Below are 19,541 nucleotides of genomic sequence, written 5' to 3'. Positions count from 1 at the left end.
GGGGTCGCCCGCCGCTGCACCGGCGGGCTGATCTGTCGCGCGCAGGCCGTCGAGCGGCTCCGCCATTTCGTGTCGCGCAACGCCATGGACATCGAGGGCCTCGGCGAAAAGCAGATCGAAGCCTTCTACGAACGCGGCGAGATCCGAGAGCCGGCCGACATCTTCACCCTGCACGAAAAGCAGAACGGCCTGACCTCGCTCAAGAACCGCGAAGGCTGGGGCGATACGTCGGTCAAGAACCTGTTCGCCGCGATCGAGGAGGCGCGCTCCCGCAGCGTCGACCGGCTGCTATACGGGCTCGGCGTCCGCCATGTCGGCGAGGTCAACGCCAAGCGGCTGATGCGCCATTTCGAGACCGTCGAGGCGTTGCGCGCGGCCGCCAAGGTCGCGCGGCCGCCGGACCGCGAGGTCAAGGGCGACAAGGGTGACGAGGCCTGGGGCGAGATCGTCGGGATCGACGGCATCGGCGAGATCGTGGCCCAGGCGGTCGTCGACTTCTTCCAGGAGCCCAAGAACGATCCGCCGCTCGACGCGCTTTTGAAGCAGCTGACCCCGTCCCCCATGGAGCGCCGCGCGGAGAGCTCGCCGGTCGCGGGCCTCACCGTGGTCTTCACCGGCGCGCTCGAGCGCATGACGCGCGACGAGGCCAAGGCGATGGCCGAGCGGCTCGGCGCCAAGACGTCCGGGTCGGTGTCGAAGAAGACCGACATCGTGGTGGCGGGGCCGGGCGCGGGCTCCAAGCTCGAGAAGGCGAAGGAGCTCGGCATAGAGACGCTGACCGAGGACGAATGGCTCGCGCGGGTCGGGGAGGGCGCCTGAAGCGCGCGATTGAAATCGCCGGCCGTTCGGCGTAGGACACCGCTTCCGCACGGCAAGCCCGAATAGCTCAGCGGGAGAGCACACCCTTCACACGGGTGGGGTCACAGGTTCGATCCCTGTTTCGGGCACCATTTTTTTTGCAAAGACCGACAGCGCCCGAGGCGGCCCCGAAGGGTCTACCCCCGCCGAAGTCGAGCCGTCATACTTTTTTCCTATCATGCCCGGCCGGGCCGCCGCATCCTCGCCACGATCCGTTGTTGCGCTATCTCGCAACGCAGCATTATTGTGTTGCGACACGAGATCGAGGCGCTGCAGATGCCTTACGTCGTCCATTGGATCTCCCGCGGACCGGACATGAGCGCCGCTTGCGAAACCGTGTCCGACCTTATCGAGCTGACGGACGAACTCGCGGGCTCCGGCCGCACGCTGGAGATGCGGATCACGCAGAACGAGCGCGAGGTCGATCTCGAAGAGGTGCGCGCGCTGGCCTTGCGACGCGGTCAGTCATAGGCGTCTTTTTGTCGGCGCGGGGCTTCTCGCCTGATGATGTCGCGCGCGTTGCGGCCTTCGCGCCGTCGTCAACCCTGCATTCTTATAAATTTATTGTAAGGCTACAGTTGGAACAAGCGTAGCTCCTGACCGTTTTCCCCACTGCAGAACATCGCGCACAGTCAATGTGCGCCTAATGACGTAGATGGGAGAAACAGATGCGTAAGATGTTATTGGCCGCTTCGATTCTTTCGCTCGCCGCGGGCGGCGCGATGGCCCAGACGACGCCGTCGACTTCCGACAAGCCGGGCGCCGCCGGCCAGAACTCGACGACGGATCCGAAGCAGACCTCGCCCGGCGCGACCGGCGCCATGCAGAACGAGGCCGGCGGCGTCGCCACGAGCCCGCAGGACGTTCAGAAGCAGGGCACAGGCGCCACCACGCCTCAAGCCAAGGGCGACTCCGGCGCGGCAGGGAAGACGACCGGCGGCGGGGGCGACGAGAAGCCCAAATAAGCCGCTCAGACGCTTTTCGAAGGGCCGCCCGGCGCATGCCGGGCGGCCTTTTTGATTCACTGATTACTGCGCCGCAGCATGCAAATCTTTGGCCCTTCTAGCGAATTCGTGGTTCACTTCGTCGTGGGCGGAACGCGTGGGGAACGACGCGCCAAGGGAGGGAACGCCATGCAGTGGCTGCGCCTGACGACTCCGGGTCATCACGAAATCTACGTCAACATGTCGCTCGCGGTGCATATGCGGCGCTTCGGCGACAAGACGACGATCGACATGCTGACAAGCTCGATGGACCGCACGCACTGCGTCGGCGTCGTCGAGACCCCTGAAGAGATTCTGCAGAAGATGTGCGACTGCGGATGGGTCTCGCGCAAGGATGGCGACCAGCCGGTCGTCTCGACCGCCGCGCACTGACAGGCGTCCGGCCTCAGCGCTTGAGGCCGAGGTCCGAGAGAGCCTCGAGATAGGCGGCGAACAGCGCTTCGCCGCTCTCGCCGAACTCGCGCAGCGCGCGCCAGGTGTAGATTCCGGTGTCATGGCCGTCGTCGAACAGCAGGCGGACGGCGTAGGAGCCGACCTCCTGCACGTCGCGGATCGTGACGTTCCGCTTGCCCGGCACGATGGTCTTCTGTTCGGCCGAATGGCCCTGGACTTCGGCGCTCGGGCTCTCGACGCGCAGCAGCTCGGCCGCGATCGCGTGGCGCGCGCCGTCCGCCCAGGCGACCGTCAGGGTGCGGCCGTCGGGAGACAGCCGGAGCTCGACAGGCCAGTCGCCGTCTGACATCGGTTCTTCCTTATGCGGCCCTGGCCCTTTACGTCCGGGGCCCGCGTTCATAGCTTGTGCATCCGGCCCCGCACAGTGGATTACGGCCGTTCCCGGCGGATGATGGTCCGCCCAAAGGCTTCGACAGGCGCGCCGCATAGGCCCATGGCATCAGCGTTCCAGGACATGTCCGCCCCCCTGATCGACCCGTTCGCGCGGCGGATCACCTATCTGCGCGTTTCCGTGACGGACCGGTGCGACTTCCGCTGCGTCTACTGCATGTCGGAGCACATGACGTTTCTGCCGAAGCGCGACCTGCTCACCCTTGAAGAGCTGGACCGGCTGTGTTCGGCCTTCGTCCGGCTCGGCGTGCGGAGGCTCCGTCTGACGGGCGGCGAACCGCTGGTGCGGCGCGGTCTGCCGACGCTGATTCGCTCGCTCGGCCGGCATCTCGAGTCCGGCGCGCTCGATGAACTGACTCTCACCACCAATGGCAGCCAGCTTGCGACGCACGCCGCCGAGCTCTACGCCGCGGGCGTCAGGCGCGTGAACGTCTCGCTCGACACGCTTGACGAGGTGAACTTCAAGACCATCACCCGTTGGGGCGATCTCCGCCAGGTCCTGGGCGGGATCGAGGCCGCGCTCGCCGCCGGCCTCAAGATCAAGATCAACACGGTGGCGCTGCGCGGCGTCAACGAGGACGAGATCTCCCGTATCGCCGAATGGGCGCACGGCCTCGGCATGGACCTCTCCCTGATCGAGACCATGCCGCTCGGCGACATCGAGGGCGACCGCACCGACCAGTATCTGCCCCTGAGCCTGGTGCGCGCGCGTCTCGCGCAGCGCTGGACGCTCGAGGACATCCCGTACCGGACGGGCGGCCCCGCCCGCTACGTGAAGGTCGCCGAGACCGGCGGTCGGATCGGCTTCATCACACCGCTGACCCATAATTTCTGCGAGAGCTGCAACCGCGTGCGCGTGACATGCACCGGCACGCTCTACATGTGCCTCGGCCAGGACGACGCCGCCGACCTCCGCGCCCCGCTGCGCGCGAGCAAGGACGATGACCTCGTGACCCAGGCGATCCGCGAGGCGATCACCCGCAAGCCCAAGGGCCACGACTTCGTCATCGATCGGCGGAGCGCCAAGCCCGCGGTCGCGCGGCATATGTCGACCACGGGCGGCTGACCCTTCAGCCGAACTTTTCTCACCTTTCACAAAAACTGATCACCTTCGCCTTTGCCGCCTCGCGCGGCGTTTCGCGAGGTGAAAAGGCCCCGCCGCAAAGCCGAAAATGCGGCGGGCCCCGCTCCCGATCCGCGACCGGCGTGAGCGGAGGTGAACAGGCCCATGGGCGCATTGCTCGGGATCAGCCGCGTCATTGACGCAGTCAACACGGCGATCGGACGCTCGGCGATGTGGCTGACGCTGGTGGCGGTCCTCGTCAGCTCCATCAACGCCGTCGTCCGCAAGGCCTTCGACATGTCGTCGAACGCCTGGCTCGAACTGCAATGGTACCTGTTCGGCGCGGTCTTCATGCTCTGCGCCGGCTACACCCTGCTGAAGAACGAGCACATCCGCATCGACGTCATCGCCAGCATGTGGTCGAAGAAGACCCGCGACTGGATCGACGTCGTCGGCCACGTGCTGGTGCTGATCCCGTTCTGCCTGCTGATGATCTACGATCTCTGGCCGTTCTTCTGGGGCTCGTACCGGTCCGGCGAGATGTCGCCGAGCCCCGGCGGGCTGATCATCTGGCCGGCCAAGGGCCTGATCCTGCTCGGTTTCATCCTGCTGCTCGCGCAGGCGGTCTCCGAGCTCATCAAGCGGATCGCCGTCATCCGCGGCGACATCCCCGATCCGCATGAGGAAAAGCACGACGAGGACGACGAACGCGTCGTCGCCTGATCGGAGCCTCTCGCCTCGCCTGACACGGATCGGATCCCGCGGAGACCAGAATGGTCGAGTTCCTCACCCACAATATGGCCCCGATCATGTTCGCGACGCTCGTCGTGTTCCTGCTCATGGGCTATCCGGTCGCCTTCTCGCTCGCGGCCAACGGGCTGCTGTTCGCCTTCATCGGCATCGAGCTCGGCCTGTTCGTGCCCGACTTCCTGCAGGCGCTGCCGTTCCGCGTCTTCGGCGTGATGGGCAACGAGACGCTGCTCGCGATCCCGTTCTTCACCTTCATGGGTCTGATCCTCGAACGGTCCGGCATGGCCGAGGACCTGCTCGACACGATCGGCCAGCTGTTCGGCCCGATCCGCGGCGGCCTCGCCTATGCGGTGATCTTCGTCGGCGCGCTGCTCGCCGCGACGACCGGCGTGGTGGCGGCCTCGGTGATCTCGATGGGCCTGATCTCGCTGCCCATCATGCTGCGCTACGGCTATGACCGGCGCGTCGCGACCGGCGTCATCGCAGCGTCCGGCACGCTCGCCCAGATCATCCCGCCGAGCCTCGTGCTGATCGTCATGGCCGACCAGCTCGGCCGCTCGGTCGGCGACATGTACGCCGGCGCGCTGCTGCCCGGCCTCGTGCTGACGGCGCTCTACGCCGGCTACATCTTCCTCGTCACGGTGATCCGCCCGGAAACCGCGCCCGCGCTGCCGCCCGAAGCCCGCACCATCAAGGGCGCGGCGCTGATCGGACGGGTGCTGTTCGTGCTGATCCCGCCGCTGGTGCTGATCGGCCTCGTGCTCGGCACGATCTTCATCGGCGTCGCGACGCCGACCGAAGGCGGCGCGATGGGCGCAGCCGGCGCGCTCATCCTCGCGCTCCTGAAGCGCAAGCTCAGCCTACCGCTGCTGGTCCACGCGCTCGACTCGACCGCGAAGCTCTCGACCTTCGTGATGTTCATCCTGATCGGCGCGCGGGTGTTCAGCCTGACGTTCTACGGCGTCGAAGGCGACAAATGGGTCCAGAACCTGCTGACGGGCCTGCCGGGCGGCGCGACGGGCTTCCTGATCGTCGTCAACATCCTGGTGTTCGTGCTCGCCTTCTTCCTCGATTTTTTCGAGCTCGCCTTCATCATCGTGCCGCTGCTCGGGCCGGCGGCGGCCGCGCTCGGGATCGACCTGATCTGGTTCGGCGTGGTTCTGGCGGTCAACATGCAGACCTCCTTCATGCACCCGCCCTTCGGCTTCTCGTTGTTCTATCTGCGCTCGGTCGCGCCGAGGCGATCATATCTGGACAAGATCACCAGGCAGCGGATCGAGGGCGTGACCACGGGCCAGATCTACTGGGGCGCGGTGCCCTTCGTGGTGATCCAGTGCATCATGGTCGGGCTGGTGATCGCCTTCCCGCAACTCGTCACCCACTACAAGGGCGCGGCTTCGACCGTCGATCCGAGCCAGATCAAGATCGAGATCCCGTCGTCGGACTTCGGCGCGCCGGGCGGCGGAGAGGGCCAGGGGCAGGGCGGCGGCCAGAACGATTTCGGCGTTCCGCCCCCGCCGGACTTCCTGCCGCCTGCGCCGAAGTGAGGGCGCCTCAGTCTGGTGCGTCCTTCAGCGGCCCGACGCGAAGCATCTGACCGGCGAGGCCGCCTTCAGCTCGCGGCTTTGATCGGGCTGAGCTTGGCCGCGGCGGCCTTCGGCGCGTCGTTCTCGAGGGCTTCCAGAAAGCTACGGCACCACCACGCGACGTCGTGGACGCGGATGCGCTCATACATCCGCCGCCAGCGGTCGAGCCGCTCGTCGAGCGGCATCACGAGCGCGCGGGCCAGCGCCCCGGCGGTGCCGTCTATGTCGTAGGGGTTGGTGAGCATGGCGCCGTCCGCCAGCTCGAAGGCCGCCCCGGCGAAGCGCGACAGCAGCAGCACGCCCGGATCCTCGGGGTCTTGCGCGGCGACATATTCCTTCGCCACGAGGTTCATCCCGTCGCGCAAAGGCGTGACGAGGCCGACCGCGGCCATGCGGTAGAGGCCGGCCAGCGCGTTCCGGCCGATCGTGCGGTTGACGTAGCGGATCGGCGTCCAGTCGAGGTCGGCGTGCTTTCCGTTCACGCGGCCCGCGAGCTCCGCGACCTCGCGTTCCATCGCGGCGTATTCCGCGACCTCGGAGCGCGACTTGGGCGTGATCTGCAGATAGGTGCACTTGCCGCGCCAGTGGTCGTCGAGGGTGAGGAACGTCTCGAAGGCCTGGATACGCTCGGCGATGCCCTTGGAGTAGTCGAGCCGGTCGACGCCGATGATCAGCCGCCGGCCGATCATGCTCTCCTCCATGCGGCGCACCAGGGCGTTGCGCTCGGAGGCTTTGGCGGTCTCGGCGAAGGTCTGGGTCTCGATGCCGACGGGCAGCGCCTCGACCCGGATCGCCCGGCCATGCACCACGTAGCGGCCGTCGGACATGCGCCGCCCGACCTTCTCGCGCCGCAGATAGGTCTCGAAGTTCTCGACGTCGAGCGGCGTCTGGAACCCGACGACGTCATACGCCGCGAGGCCGCGCACGATGTCGGCGTGGTTCGGCAGGACGGTCAGGATATCGGGCGGCGGGAAGGGGATGTGGAGGAAGAACCCCATCCGGTTCCTCAAGCCCGCCGCGCGAAGCTCCGCCGCGAGCGGGATCAGATGGTAGTCGTGGACCCAGATGACGTCGTCGGGCTCGGCCATCGGCGCGATCAGGCGCGAGAACAGGCCGTTGACGCGATAATAGCCGCCGAGCGTCACGCGGGTGAACTCGGTCAGGTCCATCCGGTAGTGGAACAGCGGCCACAGCATCCGGTTGGAAAAGCCGGCGTAGTAGTCGTCGAGGTCGCGCTCCTTGAGATCGACGAGCGCGTAGGTGACGGACCCGCTCTTCAGCGTGCGCGGCGCGGCCGGCTCCGGCGCGTCCGCGGCGGCGGTGTCGCCGCTCCAGCCGAACCAGACGCCGCCGCGCGACTGCATCGCGCCCGACAGCGCGACCGCTAGCCCGCCGGCCGGCGGCGTCCCCGGCTTCGGCACGGGAACGCGGTTGGAGACGACGATCAGGCGACCCATCGCCTGACCTCTCCATTCATTGCGCGTTCGCGCCGGCCCGACCCGACGTTCGGCTGTTCGGTGGTTTCGCGATCACTCATTGCCCGGTCCCAGAACGTCTTGGAGGGGCGGCTTGTTCCGCCGGCGAGGCCGTCGCGGTGACCCGCCGGATCGCCTCGTCGAGTTCGTCGAAATGATCGATCAACACGTCGCCGCCGAGCTCCGCGGCCGGCGTCTCGGTGTAGCCGAAGGTCATCACGACGACCGGCACGCCCGCGGCCCGCGCGGCCTTCACGTCGGCGAGGCTGTCTCCGATCATGACCGCGCGCTCGAGTTCGCCGCCGGCCTGGCGGATGGCGCCATGAAGCGGAGCCGGGGCGGGCTTGCCGACCCCGAAAGTGTCGCCGCCCACGATCGCGTCGAAACTGCCCGTCAGATCCAGCCTGTCGAGCAGCAGGCGGGCGAAGCGCTCGATCTTGTTGGTGCAGACCGCGAGCTTCGCGCCCTCCGCCGCGAGCCTGTCCAGCGCCGCGAGGCAGCCGGGATAGGGCCGGCTGCGGTCGGCGATGTGGTCGGCGTAATGGTCGAGGAAGATGGCGTGAAGCTCCTCCAGCCGCTCGGCCGAGACCTCGCGCCCGGCGACCGCGACGCCGCGCTCGACGAGCGCCTTGGCGCCCGCGCCGATCAGGCCGCGGGCCTCCTCGTAAGGCGGGTTCGGGATTCCCTCCCGCTCGAGCGCCACGCCGAGCGCCGCGATCAGGTCTGGCGCGGTGTCGACCAGCGTGCCGTCGAGGTCGAACACGACGGTGAGGGGCGGTCGGTCGCTCATGTCGAATCCTCTTCGCCGGACAGGATGGCTGGCCGGGAGGTGTTGGCCTGCTAGGTTGACCCCCGTCAACCGCCGCGAATCGACGGAGCCCGGATGCTGATCGCAAAGACCGCGCCACGCCGTCTGCCCCGCGTCGTTCCGGCGGCGCTCGGCCTCGCCGCCACGCTCGCGGCGTCGGCGGCCTCGGCCGAGGACTATGCGTTTCTCGCCGCGCCCCAGACCTCGCTGAACCGCATGTTCCGAGTGGAGACGACCAGCGGCGAGGTCGGCGTCTGCCAGTTCGCGGTCTCCGATCGTGGCGCGGGCGTCACGCTCTGCTACCCGCCGGGCGAGGGGGCGGGCCCTCAGGAGCCGGGCCTCTATGCCCTTGCGGCCTCCAACCACCAGCAGGAGGGCGGCGTCTACCGCGTCGAGCGCCGCACCGGGCGCATGAGCCTCTGCTACGTGCTCGCCGAACAGGTGGTGTGCACGCCGCAGGCGCGCTGACGACCGCTCGGCCCCGCGGTGACGAGCGCCGCCCTCATGTCCCGGCCTTGAGCCGGGACCCATTGGGCTCGGTTGATAACGAAGGTGCGCCGCCGGTCGGCGTCTGATCCGGAGGCCGCAGCGGCCAATGGGTCCCGGCTCAAGGCCGGGACACGGACGGCGGCGAAGCCGAAAGGTTTGTAGGATTATTTTCTTGACATTAGGATTGCGCTGATCCACCCTGCCTCGGCCTTCTCCCAGCCATGGAGGTGTCGTCCGGGCCGTCCGGCGGCGCGGGAGGAGGGCGGAGCCAGCGGCGGGAGGGACCGGCTCACCCGCCCCGGGATCTTGGTCGAGGGGCGGACCGGAAACGGTCCGTCGGCAACACGTCATACCCCCGGCACTACGACCGGGGCGTGTCCAGAGCGTCTCGACCTCGCCGAAAACCGTGCGCGGGCGCCGCAGGCGCCACCACTACACCAGCATCAGAGGCTCCTGCGGCGACCCGCGCCTCCATTGCCCGCTGTTTGACATCGCCGGACTGGCGAAACTCCGAAGCCGCGGGGCCCGGAGCGCCCGCGCACGTCGACATCGAGCGCCGCGCCCATGTCCCGGCCTTGAGCCGGGACCCATCCGGCTCGGCCGGCGCAGGACGCCCGGCGCCCGCGACGGGCATCTGATCGCGCGGCGCAAAATGGGTCCCGGCTCAAGGGCCGGGACATGAGGGCGGCGGTTCTCCGCCGGCGGGACCCAGCGAACCTTTTTTCGCCGCGACCGGCTCTGTAGAGTGGCCGATCAGACTGGCCGGCCCGAACCGGCCCGCCTCCGCCAAGGACCCGCCATGCCCGCCGCCCCCCGTCCGTCCTTCCGTCTCCTCGTCGCAGCCGTCGCGGCGGGCCTTTTGATCGCTCCGCTCGGCGCTTCGCCGGCCGCGGCGCGGGCCGCGCCCGACAGCTTCGCGGACCTCGCCGAGAGCCTGATCGACTCGGTGGTCAACATCTCGACCTCCCAGAACGCGCCCGCGGCCGACAAGGCGGTGCCGGCCCCGAGCGTGCCGGAAGGATCGCCCTTCGAAGACTTTTTCGACGAGTTCTTCAACAAGCGCGGACCCGACGCCCCGAAGCCGCGGTCCCGCAAGCAGACCTCGCTCGGCTCGGGGTTCGTGATCGATCCGTCGGGCGTGGTGGTGACCAACAATCACGTCATCGACGGCGCGGACGAAATCACCGTGAACTTCAACGACGGCTCTAAGCTTACGGCCGAGCTGATCGGCAAGGACGTCAAGACCGACATGGCGGTGCTGCGCGTGAAGCCGCCGAAGCCTCTGAGGGCCGTCAAGTTCGGCGACGCCGAGCGACTGCGCGTCGGCGACTGGGTGCTGGCGATCGGCAACCCGTTTGGGCTCGGCGGCTCGGTCTCGGCCGGCATCGTGTCGGCCCGCAACCGCAACATCAATTCCGGCCCCTACGACAACTTCATCCAGACCGACGCGGCCATCAACCGCGGCAATTCCGGCGGGCCGCTGTTCAACATGGCGGGCGAGGTGGTGGGCATCAACACGGCGATCATCTCGCCCTCGGGCGGCTCGATCGGCATCGGCTTCTCGGTGCCCTCGACGATCGCCAAGGGCGTGGTCGACCAGTTGCTGAGCTTCGGCGAGACGCGGCGCGGCTGGATCGGCGTGCGCATCCAGGAGGTGACGGACGACATCGCCGAGAGCCTCGGCGTCAAGGGTCCGGACAAGGGCGCGCTGATCGCGGGCATGAACGATGACGGTCCGGCGGCGAAAGCGGGCCTCGAGGCCGGCGACGTCGTGCTGCGGTTCGACGGCAAGCCGGTGCGCGCGATGCGCGACCTGCCGCGGATCGTCGCCGACACGCCGATCGATCGCGAAGTCGAGGTCGCGGTGTGGCGCAAGGGCAAGGAGGAGAACCTCCGGCTGAAGGTCGGCCGGCTCGAGGAGGGCGAGCCCAAGCAGGCCGCGCTGAAGGCCCCCGCCCCCGAGGAGGAGCCGAAGACCGGCACGGCGCTCGGCCTCAGCTTCACCGCCATCACCGACGAGCTCCGCCTCAAGTTCCAGCTCAAGCCGGAGGCCAAGGGCCTCGTGATCACCGAAGTCGACGACGGCTCGAAGGCTCAGGAGAATTCGATCCAGCCGGGCGACCTGCTGATCGAGGTCGCCCAGCGGACCGTCGACAACCCGGCCGACGTCACCAAGCGGATCGAGGAGCTCAAGAAGGACGGCAAGAAGACCGCCCTCCTGCTGCTCGCCAACAAGGGCGGCGATGTGCGCTTCGTGGCGCTATCGATCGAGTGACCAGAGGGCCGGGCGTCATCCCGGCTCTTCGCTCCGCTTCGGCCGGGATGACGCCCGGGGGCGGCGCTCACTCGTCCACGAATTCGCTTGCGTCATAGCCCTGCAGATAGAGCAGCGCCGTCAGGTCGCCGTGGTCGATGCGGACATGCGCGGCCTCGGCGACCGCGGGCTTCGCGCGGAACGCGACGCCGAGGCCGGCCGCGCCCAGCATCGCGAGGTCGTTCGCGCCGTCGCCGACCGCAAGCGTCTCTTCGCGGACGAGGCTCCGCGACGAGATCAGCTCCTCGAGCGCCGCAAGCTTCGCCTCGCGACCGAGGATCGGCTCGGCGACCCGGCCCGAAAGCCTGCCGTCCTCGACCAGCAGCGTGTTGGAGCGATGCTCGTCGAAGCCCAGCGTTTCGGCGATCGGACCCGTGAAGGCCGTGAAGCCGCCCGAGACCAACGCCGCATAGGCGCCGTTCGCGCGCATGGTCGCGACCAGCGTCTTCGCGCCGGGCGCCAATGTGATGCGGTCCTTGAGCGCATCCGAGACGGTCTTCTCCGCCGGCAGGCCTTCAAGCAGAGCGACGCGCTCCCGCAGCGCCGGCTCGAACGCGATCTCGCCGCGCATCGCGCGCTCGGTGATGGCCGAGACTTTCTCCTTCAGGCCGAGCGCGGCCGCGAGTTCGTCGAGGCACTCCTGCTCGATCATGGTCGAGTCCATGTCGGCGATCAGCAGGCGCTTGCGTCGGCCTTCCGCGGGCACGACCGCGATGTCGACCTTGGCGCGGCCGAGAACCGCGACGAGGTCCTCTCGCATCGCCGCCGGATCGGCCGTGGTGACCGGGAACTCCGCCGCGACGCCGCGCGCCAGAAGGCGAGGGGGCACAAGGCCGAGCGCCTGGCCGCAGCGCGTCAGCGCCACGTCGTCGAGCGCGGGGGCCGCCGGGTTCGAGATCAGAACGGCGACGTGGTCGAGGCTCATGGCGTTAGCGGCGCTGGAGGGCGGGCGTGCGGAGCCCGTGGCCTCGTCTATAAGGGCGCGGCCGCGGGAGCAACGCCGCAGCGCTCGCAAGGGAGCAGACCCTGTCCCGCCCGATCCGCTTCGTCCTGATCGCCGGCCCGACCGCCTCGGGCAAGTCCGCGCTCGCGCTCGCGCTCGCCCGCCGGCTCGGGAGCGCGGTGGTGAACGCCGACGCGAGCCAGGTCTATGCGGATCTGAGGATCCTGACGGCCCGGCCGGGCGCCGGGGAGGCGGGCGAGACGCGCCATGAACTCTATGGCCATGTCGACGCGGCCGAGCCCTACGCCGTGGGCCGCTGGCTCAGCGACGTCCACAGCGTCCTCAACAGCTTACGCACAGGGGCGGACGCGATTTATCCACAGCCCGGCGGTCGGCCGGCGCAGGCGCATCAGTCGGCTAACGTTCCGATTATCGTCGGCGGCACGGGGCTTTACTTCGAGGGGCTGACGCGTGGCCTCGTCGACATCCCCGAAATCCCCGAAGACATCCGCGCAAAATGGCGCGCGGCCGCGCCGGCCGATCTGCACCCCGAACTCGCGAGGCGCGATCCCGTCATGGCGGCGCGGCTGCGGCCCTCCGATCCCCAGCGGCTCGCCAGGGCGCTCGAGGTCCTCGACGCCACCGGCCGCTCTCTCGCCGACTGGCAGCAGGATCTGGCCGCTCCCCTGATCGACCCGGAAGATGCGCTCCGGATGGTCCTCTCTCCGGAACGCGCGGCGCTTCGGGAACGCATCGCGCGACGGCTGGACGCTATGATCGGGGAGGGCGCGGTCGAGGAGGCGGCGCGGCTTGACGCGCGCGGACTCGATCCGGCGCTTCCGGCCATGAAGGCGCTCGGCGTCCGGCCGTTCGCGGCCGCCAGACGCGGAGACCTCACGCTCGACGAGGCGGTCGAACGCACGCGCCTCGCCACCGGGCGCTACGCCAAGCGCCAGTCGACCTGGTTCCGCAACCGCATGGCCGACTGGCTGCATGTCGCGCCTGAGGAGGCGCTCGACGTCGCGTTGCGGGAGATCGAGGAGAGGGGGATCGCGGAGCCGACCAATCGTCATCCCGGACGGCGCGTCAGCGCCGAGCCGGGATCGCAAGCCGGACAAGGCGATCTACCTGATGACGATCCCGGCTCTCGCTGCGCTCGGCCGGGATGACGCTGACCAAACAGGACCTCAGGCCGCTTCCTTCCGCCGCTTTGTCTGCTCGACCTCGGCGCAGGCGAGCGCCATGCAGATCGCGATGCCTTCCGAGGCCGCCTTCACGTCGGCGAGCGACGGGAAGGAGGGCGCGAGGCGCAGGTTCGAGTCGAGAGGGTCCTTGCCATAGGGCCAGGTCGCGCCCGCGGGGGTGAGCGCGAGCCCCGCTTCCTTGGCGAGCGCGACGCTGCGCGAGGCCGCGCCGGGCGCGAGGTCGACGCTGACGAAATAGCCGCCGTCCGGGGTGATCCATCTCGCCGCTCCCGTGTCGCCGAGGCGCGCTTCGAGCGCGTCCGTCACCGCCTTGAACTTCGGCGCGAGCAGCGCGCGGTGCTTCTCCATATGTGCGACCAGCCCGGCCTCGTCGCGCAGGAACCGCACATGGCGCAGCTGGTTCAGCTTGTCCGGCCCGATGGTCTGCTTGAAGGCGCGGGCCTGCTGCCACTTCACGTTCGCCTCCGAGGCGGCGAAGAAGGCGAGGCCGGCGCCCGCGAGCGTCATCTTCGAGGTCGAGGCGAACACGAAGGCGCGGTCAGGATTTCCGGCCGCAGCGCATTCCTCGAGGATGTTGAGCACCTCGTGGCGGCTGTCCGTCAGGTGGTGCAGCACATAGGCGTTGTCCCAGAACAGCCGGAAGTCCGGCGCCCCGGTCTTCATCGCGGCGAGCCGGCGCACGGTCTCGTCCGAATAGCTCTCGGCCGAGGGGTTCGAGTATTTCGGCACGCACCACATGCCCTTGACCGCCGGGTCGCGGACCAGTTCCTCGACCTTGTCCATGTCGGGGCCGTGGCCGGTGAGCGCCACGGGGATCATGCGGATCCCGTACTCCTCGCAGATCGCAAAATGGCGGTCGTAGCCGGGCGCGGGGCAGATGAAGGCGATCTCATCCTCCTTGGCCCAGGGGCGGGCCGAACCCGGGACCCCCTTGAGCAGCGCCCAGACGATGACGTCGTGCATCATCGCGAGGCTGGCGTTGCCGCCGACCACCACCCGCTCCGGCGGCGCGCCGAGCGGCCCGGAGAACAGCTTGCGCACCTCGGCGAGGCCCTGCAGGCCGCCATAGTTCCGGGCGTCTTCCCCGGCTTCGGAGAAGTGGTCGCGGTTGCCCGGCAGCGCCAGCATGCCCTCGGCGAGGTCGAGCTGCTCGGGCGAGGGCTTGCCGCGCGTCATGTCGAGCTTGAGGCCGCGCGCCTTGAAGGCGTCGAGGTCAGCGCGGACACGCGCCACATAGGCTTCGAGATCGGCGGCGGAGAGGTCGGCGAGCACGGCGGCAGTCCTTGGGTATGGTGGAGTCGAAAAACGGCGCGACCTTAAGGCGATGACCGGCCGGGCGCCAGTTCGGCGGGCGCAGGCCCGGGCCTGCGCCCGGCGCGCGGCCGCGCGGGTCCGCGGCGCTTCGCGCCGATCAGGCTCGTGGCCGCCGCGGCGAGCCCGAAGATCAGCACCAGCCAGCAGGGCCTGAGGCCCAGCACGATCGTAAAGTTCGCCCGCAGCACCCGCACCGGATCGACGCCGGTCGCGAGCCCGTACCAGAACGCCTCGGAAAGCGCGGTCAGGACGCCGGCCGCGACCGCGAGGCCAAGGAGCCAGGCGAGACTGACCGCCCGGTCGCCGAAGCGCTGCAGCCAGCGCCAGCCCATCGCCCAGAGGAACAGGCCCCACATCAAGGTGGGCTCGGTCACGTCCAGCTTGGTCTGCATGAAGAAATGCAGCGTCGCGAGACCGGCGATCAGGTAGGCGAGCTTGTGAAGGCGGCTCCAGTTCTCGGCACCCATCCGCTTCACCGCGCCGTCCCACGATGTTGCGCCGAGGGCTATGAGCCCGATTAGCGCGACGAAGCCGATCAGCAGATAGATGCGCAGCGCGATCTCGCTCGCGATCTTCGGGATAACGAATTCCTGGTCGAGCGCATAAAGCACGAAGTGCCCGGCCGCATAGGCGAGCGCCGCGAGGCCGATGCGGCGGCGGGTCAGCGCCAGCCGCGGCCAGTGCCAGAGCCTGCGGAACGGCGTGATCATTAGCGACAGCAGCAGGAAGCGGATCGCCCAGTCACCGGTGAGATGGATGGCGGCGTAGATCGGCCTTGCGCTGTCGGCCCCTGGCCCGCCCGGCGCGCCGAAGGTCGGCGCGGCCGCCGGCCCGAAAGGCGTCGCTCCTCCGGCCGGGCCGCCGATGCCCGGCGCGTCGCTGAAGCCCGGCGGCAGGCCCGGCGCGCCAACAGGGGCGGGTCCAGAAAAGTCGCCGTTGAGCGCCCTGATGGCGAGCCAGGCGGCGGGCAGACAGAGCCCGACCAGAGTCGCGGTCAGGAGCGGCGAAAAGCGGCTGGCGCGGTCGTGGAACAGTCCCATTGTCGCTCCGAGGCGGTGCAAGCGTCCCCGATCGTTACGCGCCGCGGCGCGTAACGATTACATCCGCGGCCTCACCAGCGCGTGAGTCCCCGCGGGACTTGCAAAAAATCCGTCAATTTTGACGGCTCGCGCGAACTCCGGCTTAGGAGGTGTTGGCATACAACGGCTGAGGTCGGAGATTCCAGTCCATGCATGCGTTCGTGATGCGCGTGATCTTTCCCAGAATTCTCGCTTTCGCAAACCTCATCTCCTCTGGAACGTCCCTCGTCGTTTGCTACGCCGTCGGCTTTCTGGCCAGCCAATGGATAGGCGACGGCGCCGCCGGACAGCCGCTGATCACGCTCGCCGCGCCCGCGGCGCTCGCGCTTCTGGTCCGTTCCGGCGGTCTGCTCAGGGCGACCGACGCGGCTTGCATCGCGATCGTCCATGTCGCGCTCGCGACGACCCTGGGCGAGCCGGCGCCCAGGATCGCCCCAAGCCTCGCGGCCTCGCTGACGCTGATCGCCTGCGGCGCTCTGATCTTCGCCCGGCTGCGCGCGGTCGGCTTCATCACCTCGCAGCTCAGGCTCGCGGCGGCGGTCACGATCGTCTCGGTCGTGGGCGCCGTGATGGCGGCGCCGATCGATCTGCTGATCAGCGATCTCTCCGCGAAGGCGATGGCGGTCCGCGCGGTCTCGGTCGCGCTGGGCTCGATCCTCGTCCTCATGCTGGTGATGACCTATGAGCGCGACAGGGCGGGGCTGACGTCGGACAACGCGATCGACGATCCGAAGCCTTCCTGGAAAGAGCATCTAGCGGCGGTCGCGCTGGTCGCGGCGCTGGTCGTCGGATCGATCGGAGACGGCCGCCAGGAGGCGGCGCTTGGCGCATCGGTGGCGCTGCTCTGGTTCGCGATACGGTTTGGCCTGTTTCCCACCGCGCTCGCGGTGTTTTCGTTCGCGATCGCGCTGCTCACCATGGTCGGAGCGGGGCAGTGGCCGGTTCTGGGGACGGTGAGCGATCCCCTGAGCGCGGAGCTGATGCGCTACCTCGCGCTCGCTCTGCTTGCGGCCCCCAGCCTGATCGCCGCCGCCGCGGTCCACGACCAGAAGCGGCTGAGACGCATGTTCGCCTACCGCGCGACGCATGACGGGCTGACCACCCTGACCAACCGCTCGCGCTTCCTCGAGGTGCTCGAAGAGGCGAGCGCGGGGGCGCGCTCGCGTGGCAAGCGCTTCACGCTGCTACTCATCGATCTTGATTTCTTCAAGAGCGTCAACGACGGCTACGGCCACGCGCGCGGCGACGGCCTGCTGGTCGAGGTCTCGAACCGCCTCCGTCAGTCGACACGGGCGACCGACCTCGTTTCGCGGATCGGCGGCGACGAGTTCTCGGTGGTCGCGCCGGTGCGCACCGTCGAGGACGCCATGGCGCTCGCCAAGCGCCTGGTCGAGACCGTCAACCAGCCCTGCGAGATCGGCGGCGTCACGTTCATCCCGAGCGTGACGATCGGCGGCGTGCTGGCGCCCGACAGCGCGACCGACCCGCAGCGCCTGATGCTGCTCGCCGACGAGGCGCTCTACCAGGCGAAGGCGGCCGGCCGAAACTGCTGGCGGTTCTCGGCCTCGACCGACGAGCCGCCGCTGCTGCCCGTCTGGCGGAGCGGCGAACTCGAGCCGGCGCCGGAGACCGTTTTTCTGGATTGAGGCGGGCAGCGGCGGGCCTAGACGACGAGCTGTCAAAAGGCGCTCCCCGCTGTCCAAACGAGCGTCCAGACTGCGTCTTGACGTTCCGCCCCACCGCGCGTAGCTTCCGCGCGAATTCCAAACGGGAGCGCGGCGACCGTGCCTCTGAAGCTTATCGTAATCTTGGCGTCATCCGAGGGGCGGGCCGCATAGGTCCGCCGTGCCTCCGATGACGCCTGACGCAAGGCTCCCCACCGGGGGCCTTTTTTGTTGCCCGGCGTCTGGAATGGCGCAGGGTGTCGGACAAGGTCGAAAGACGGCGAAAGGAAACGCCAATGGACCAGAACGTCATCGACGACGACGCCGAAGCCGTCGCCCCGCACATCCTGCCGGAAGCCCCGGCGGGCGAGATGACCGGCGCCGAGATCGTCATCCGCGCGCTCGCCGATCAGGGCGTCGAACACATCTTCGGCTATCCGGGCGGCGCGGTGCTGCCGATCTACGACGCGCTGTTCCAGCAGACCGAGATCGAGCACATCCTGGTCCGCCACGAGCAGGGCGCGACCCACATGGCGGAGGGCTACGCCCGCTCTACGGGTAAGCCCGGCGTCGTGCTGGTGACCTCCGGGCCGGGCGCGACCAACGCCGTCACCGGCCTCACCGACGCTCTGATGGACTCGATCCCGCTGGTCTGCATCACCGGCCAGGTGCCGACCCATCTGATCGGCTCGGACGCATTCCAGGAATGCGACACGGTCGGCATCACGCGGCCCTGCACCAAGCACAATTACCTGGTGAAGGACGTCAACGACCTCGCCCAGGTCCTGCACGAGGCCTTCCTGGTCGCGACCAGCGGCCGGCCGGGCCCGGTCGTTGTCGACATCCCCAAGGACATCCAGTTCGCGAGCGGCAAATATGTCCGCAAGGAGAACGTCCGTCACAAGACCTATCATCCGCGCCTGAACGGCGATCCCGACAAGATCCGCGCCGCGATCGAGATCCTGCGCGGCGCGCGCAAGCCGATCTTCTACACCGGCGGCGGCGTCATCAATTCGGGTCCCGAGGCGAGCCGGCTGCTGCGCGAATTCGCCGACATGACCGGCGTCCCGGTGACCTCGACCCTGATGGGTCTCGGCGCCTATCCGGCCGCGAGCGACCAGTGGCTCGGGATGCTCGGCATGCACGGCACCTATGAGGCCAACAACGCCATGCATGACTGCGACGTCATGCTGTGCGTCGGCGCGCGCTTCGACGACCGAATCACGGGCCGGCTCGACGCCTTCTCGCCGGGCAGCCGCAAGATCCACATCGACATCGACCCGGCGCAGATCAACAAGAACGTCAGGGTCGAGGTCGGAATCGTGGGCGACGTCGCCCACGTGCTCGCCGAGATGGTGCGGATCTGGAAGGCCTCGAAGGCGCAGATCGACCCCGCCGGCATGGCCGACTGGTGGCGGCGCATCAATTCCTGGCGCGCCCGCGACTGTCTGCGTTACCGGCGCTCGGAGACCACCATCAAGCCGCAGCACGCGGTCGAGCGGATCTACGAGCTGACCAAGGGTCCGAACACCTACGTCACCACCGAGGTCGGCCAGCACCAGATGTGGGCCGCGCAGTATTTCCGCTTCGAGGAGCCGAACCGCTGGATGACCTCCGGCGGGCTCGGGACGATGGGCTACGGCATGCCGGCCGCGATCGGCGTGCAGAAGGCCCATCCGGAGGCGCTCGTCATCGACATCGCCGGCGAGGCCTCGATCCAGATGTGCATCCAGGAGCTCTCGACCGCGGTGCAGTACAATCTGCCTATCAAGGTCTTCATCCTGAACAATGAGTACATGGGCATGGTGCGGCAGTGGCAGCAGCTGCTGCATGGCGGCCGCTACTCGCACTCCTATTCGGAGTCGCTGCCGGACTTCGTGAAGCTCGCCGAGGCCTATGGCGTGAAGGGTCTGCGCTGCGACAAGCCCGCCGACCTCGACGCGACCATCAAGGCGATGGTCGAGCACGATGGCCCGGTGCTGGTCGACTGCCTCGTCGACAAGATGGAGAACTGCTTCCCGATGATCCCCTCGGGCCGCGCCCACAACGAGATGATCCTGGGCGAGGTCAGCGAGGAGACGATCGGCAAGGCGATCTCCGACGAAGGCAAGATGCTGGTGTGAGTTTCCGCGACCGTCATGCCCGG

18 protein-coding genes and 1 tRNA gene are annotated in these 19,541 nt (G+C 68.6%); 13 read left to right on the top strand and 6 right to left on the bottom strand.

Annotated elements, in window-relative coordinates:
* The 5 genes from EK403_RS22970 to EK403_RS05920 form a co-directional block, all read left to right on the top strand.
* Positions 1–819, top strand: an 819-nt coding sequence (locus EK403_RS22970) for a helix-hairpin-helix domain-containing protein (RefSeq protein ID WP_280986416.1), incomplete at its 5' end; no start/stop codon positions are given.
* A 56-nt stretch (positions 820–875) separates the two neighbouring features.
* Positions 876–950, top strand: a tRNA-Val gene (locus EK403_RS05930).
* 223 nt (positions 951–1,173) lie between these two features.
* Positions 1,174–1,329, top strand: coding sequence for a hypothetical protein (locus tag EK403_RS22240; protein WP_164919509.1), 156 nt, complete (start codon positions 1,174–1,176; stop codon positions 1,327–1,329).
* A 197-nt stretch (positions 1,330–1,526) separates the two neighbouring features.
* Positions 1,527–1,823, top strand: coding sequence for a hypothetical protein (locus tag EK403_RS05925; RefSeq protein ID WP_128776584.1), 297 nt, complete (start codon positions 1,527–1,529; stop codon positions 1,821–1,823).
* 168 nt (positions 1,824–1,991) lie between these two features.
* Positions 1,992–2,234 carry a hypothetical protein gene (locus EK403_RS05920; protein WP_128776583.1) on the top strand — a complete coding sequence of 81 codons (243 nt, stop codon included), beginning with the start codon at positions 1,992–1,994 and terminating at the stop codon, positions 2,232–2,234.
* Between the two features lie 13 nt (positions 2,235–2,247).
* Here EK403_RS05920 and EK403_RS05915 read toward each other — a convergent pair whose 3' ends face one another.
* On the bottom strand, positions 2,248–2,604 hold the full coding sequence (locus tag EK403_RS05915) for a gamma-butyrobetaine hydroxylase family protein (RefSeq protein WP_128776582.1): 357 nt from the start codon (positions 2,602–2,604) through the stop codon (positions 2,248–2,250).
* A 165-nt stretch (positions 2,605–2,769) separates the two neighbouring features.
* Between EK403_RS05915 and moaA the strand changes: the two genes are divergently transcribed.
* The 3 genes from moaA to EK403_RS05900 all read left to right on the top strand — a co-directional run bounded on the left by moaA (position 2,770) and on the right by EK403_RS05900 (position 6,065).
* Entirely contained in the window at positions 2,770–3,771 is a 1,002-nt protein-coding gene (gene moaA / locus EK403_RS05910; protein WP_245479534.1) for a GTP 3',8-cyclase MoaA, read from the top strand.
* A 162-nt stretch (positions 3,772–3,933) separates the two neighbouring features.
* Positions 3,934–4,491 carry a TRAP transporter small permease subunit gene (locus EK403_RS05905; protein ID WP_128776580.1) on the top strand — a complete coding sequence of 186 codons (558 nt, stop codon included), beginning with the start codon at positions 3,934–3,936 and terminating at the stop codon, positions 4,489–4,491.
* Positions 4,492–4,541: 50 nt separating this feature from the next.
* Positions 4,542–6,065, top strand: a complete 1,524-nt coding sequence (locus tag EK403_RS05900; RefSeq protein ID WP_128776579.1) for a TRAP transporter large permease — start codon at positions 4,542–4,544, stop codon at positions 6,063–6,065.
* 65 nt (positions 6,066–6,130) lie between these two features.
* On the opposite strand, the gene otsA is transcribed toward EK403_RS05900, so the two are convergent.
* Together otsA and gph are read right to left on the bottom strand one after the other, a co-directional pair.
* On the bottom strand, positions 6,131–7,561 hold the full coding sequence (gene otsA, locus EK403_RS05895; RefSeq protein ID WP_128776578.1) for an alpha,alpha-trehalose-phosphate synthase (UDP-forming): 1,431 nt from the start codon (positions 7,559–7,561) through the stop codon (positions 6,131–6,133).
* Positions 7,562–7,637: 76 nt separating this feature from the next.
* Complete coding sequence (gene gph / locus EK403_RS05890) at positions 7,638–8,369, bottom strand: phosphoglycolate phosphatase (protein ID WP_128776577.1); 732 nt, start codon at positions 8,367–8,369, stop codon at positions 7,638–7,640.
* Positions 8,370–8,462: 93 nt separating this feature from the next.
* Here gph and EK403_RS05885 point away from each other — a divergent pair, with 93 nt between their 5' ends.
* Both EK403_RS05885 and EK403_RS05880 read left to right on the top strand, forming a co-directional pair.
* Positions 8,463–8,855, top strand: coding sequence for a hypothetical protein (locus tag EK403_RS05885; RefSeq protein WP_128776576.1), 393 nt, complete (start codon positions 8,463–8,465; stop codon positions 8,853–8,855).
* Positions 8,856–9,675: 820 nt separating this feature from the next.
* Positions 9,676–11,151: a DegQ family serine endoprotease gene (locus EK403_RS05880; protein ID WP_128776575.1), complete on the top strand. Its 1,476-nt coding sequence runs from the start codon at positions 9,676–9,678 to the stop codon at positions 11,149–11,151.
* A 67-nt stretch (positions 11,152–11,218) separates the two neighbouring features.
* Here the strand turns inward: EK403_RS05880 and serB are convergent, their stop codons facing one another.
* Positions 11,219–12,115 (bottom strand): phosphoserine phosphatase SerB, encoded by an 897-nt coding sequence (gene serB, locus EK403_RS05875; protein ID WP_128776574.1) that lies wholly within the window; start codon positions 12,113–12,115, stop codon positions 11,219–11,221.
* Between the two features lie 101 nt (positions 12,116–12,216).
* Between serB and EK403_RS05870 the strand changes: the two genes are divergently transcribed.
* A complete protein-coding gene (locus tag EK403_RS05870; RefSeq protein WP_342633776.1) occupies positions 12,217–13,302 on the top strand; it encodes a tRNA (adenosine(37)-N6)-dimethylallyltransferase in 1,086 nt (361 codons plus the stop codon).
* 18 nt (positions 13,303–13,320) lie between these two features.
* Here the strand turns inward: EK403_RS05870 and EK403_RS05865 are convergent, their stop codons facing one another.
* Both EK403_RS05865 and EK403_RS05860 read right to left on the bottom strand, forming a co-directional pair.
* A complete protein-coding gene (locus EK403_RS05865) occupies positions 13,321–14,610 on the bottom strand; it encodes an aspartate aminotransferase type Ic (RefSeq protein ID WP_128776572.1) in 1,290 nt (429 codons plus the stop codon).
* Between the two features lie 44 nt (positions 14,611–14,654).
* Positions 14,655–15,692 (bottom strand): protein-methionine-sulfoxide reductase heme-binding subunit MsrQ, encoded by a 1,038-nt coding sequence (locus tag EK403_RS05860; RefSeq protein WP_128776571.1) that lies wholly within the window; start codon positions 15,690–15,692, stop codon positions 14,655–14,657.
* A 188-nt stretch (positions 15,693–15,880) separates the two neighbouring features.
* Here EK403_RS05860 and EK403_RS05855 point away from each other — a divergent pair, with 188 nt between their 5' ends.
* Both EK403_RS05855 and EK403_RS05850 read left to right on the top strand, forming a co-directional pair.
* Positions 15,881–17,377, top strand: coding sequence for a GGDEF domain-containing protein (locus EK403_RS05855; RefSeq protein WP_128776570.1), 1,497 nt, complete (start codon positions 15,881–15,883; stop codon positions 17,375–17,377).
* Between the two features lie 389 nt (positions 17,378–17,766).
* A complete protein-coding gene (locus EK403_RS05850; protein WP_128776707.1) occupies positions 17,767–19,518 on the top strand; it encodes an acetolactate synthase 3 large subunit in 1,752 nt (583 codons plus the stop codon).
* The last annotated feature ends 23 nt before the right edge of the window (positions 19,519–19,541 follow it).

It is taken from the genome of Hansschlegelia zhihuaiae, assembly GCF_004103825.1.
Lineage (GTDB): Bacteria > Pseudomonadota > Alphaproteobacteria > Rhizobiales > Methylopilaceae > Methylopila > Methylopila zhihuaiae.
The sequence above is the reverse complement of the archived record's forward strand: the minus strand, read 5'-3'. Positions and strand labels throughout refer to the sequence as shown.

Excerpts from the sequence above, each read along its gene's own strand:
- EK403_RS22240 (WP_164919509.1), top strand. The coding sequence starts at position 1,174 with ATGAGCGCCGCTTGCGAAACCGTGTCCGACCTTATCGAGCTGACGGAC.
- EK403_RS05925 (WP_128776584.1), top strand. The coding sequence starts at position 1,527 with ATGCGTAAGATGTTATTGGCCGCTTCGATTCTTTCGCTCGCCGCGGGC.
- EK403_RS05920 (WP_128776583.1), top strand. The coding sequence starts at position 1,992 with ATGCAGTGGCTGCGCCTGACGACTCCGGGTCATCACGAAATCTACGTC.
- EK403_RS05915 (WP_128776582.1), bottom strand. The coding sequence starts at position 2,604 with ATGTCAGACGGCGACTGGCCTGTCGAGCTCCGGCTGTCTCCCGACGGC.
- moaA (WP_245479534.1), top strand. The coding sequence starts at position 2,770 with ATGTCCGCCCCCCTGATCGACCCGTTCGCGCGGCGGATCACCTATCTG.
- EK403_RS05905 (WP_128776580.1), top strand. The coding sequence starts at position 3,934 with ATGGGCGCATTGCTCGGGATCAGCCGCGTCATTGACGCAGTCAACACG.
- EK403_RS05900 (WP_128776579.1), top strand. The coding sequence starts at position 4,542 with ATGGTCGAGTTCCTCACCCACAATATGGCCCCGATCATGTTCGCGACG.
- otsA (WP_128776578.1), bottom strand. The coding sequence starts at position 7,561 with ATGGGTCGCCTGATCGTCGTCTCCAACCGCGTTCCCGTGCCGAAGCCG.
- gph (WP_128776577.1), bottom strand. The coding sequence starts at position 8,369 with ATGAGCGACCGACCGCCCCTCACCGTCGTGTTCGACCTCGACGGCACG.
- EK403_RS05885 (WP_128776576.1), top strand. The coding sequence starts at position 8,463 with ATGCTGATCGCAAAGACCGCGCCACGCCGTCTGCCCCGCGTCGTTCCG.
- EK403_RS05880 (WP_128776575.1), top strand. The coding sequence starts at position 9,676 with ATGCCCGCCGCCCCCCGTCCGTCCTTCCGTCTCCTCGTCGCAGCCGTC.
- serB (WP_128776574.1), bottom strand. The coding sequence starts at position 12,115 with ATGAGCCTCGACCACGTCGCCGTTCTGATCTCGAACCCGGCGGCCCCC.
- EK403_RS05860 (WP_128776571.1), bottom strand. The coding sequence starts at position 15,692 with ATGGGACTGTTCCACGACCGCGCCAGCCGCTTTTCGCCGCTCCTGACC.
- EK403_RS05855 (WP_128776570.1), top strand. The coding sequence starts at position 15,881 with ATGCATGCGTTCGTGATGCGCGTGATCTTTCCCAGAATTCTCGCTTTC.
- EK403_RS05850 (WP_128776707.1), top strand. The coding sequence starts at position 17,767 with ATGACCGGCGCCGAGATCGTCATCCGCGCGCTCGCCGATCAGGGCGTC.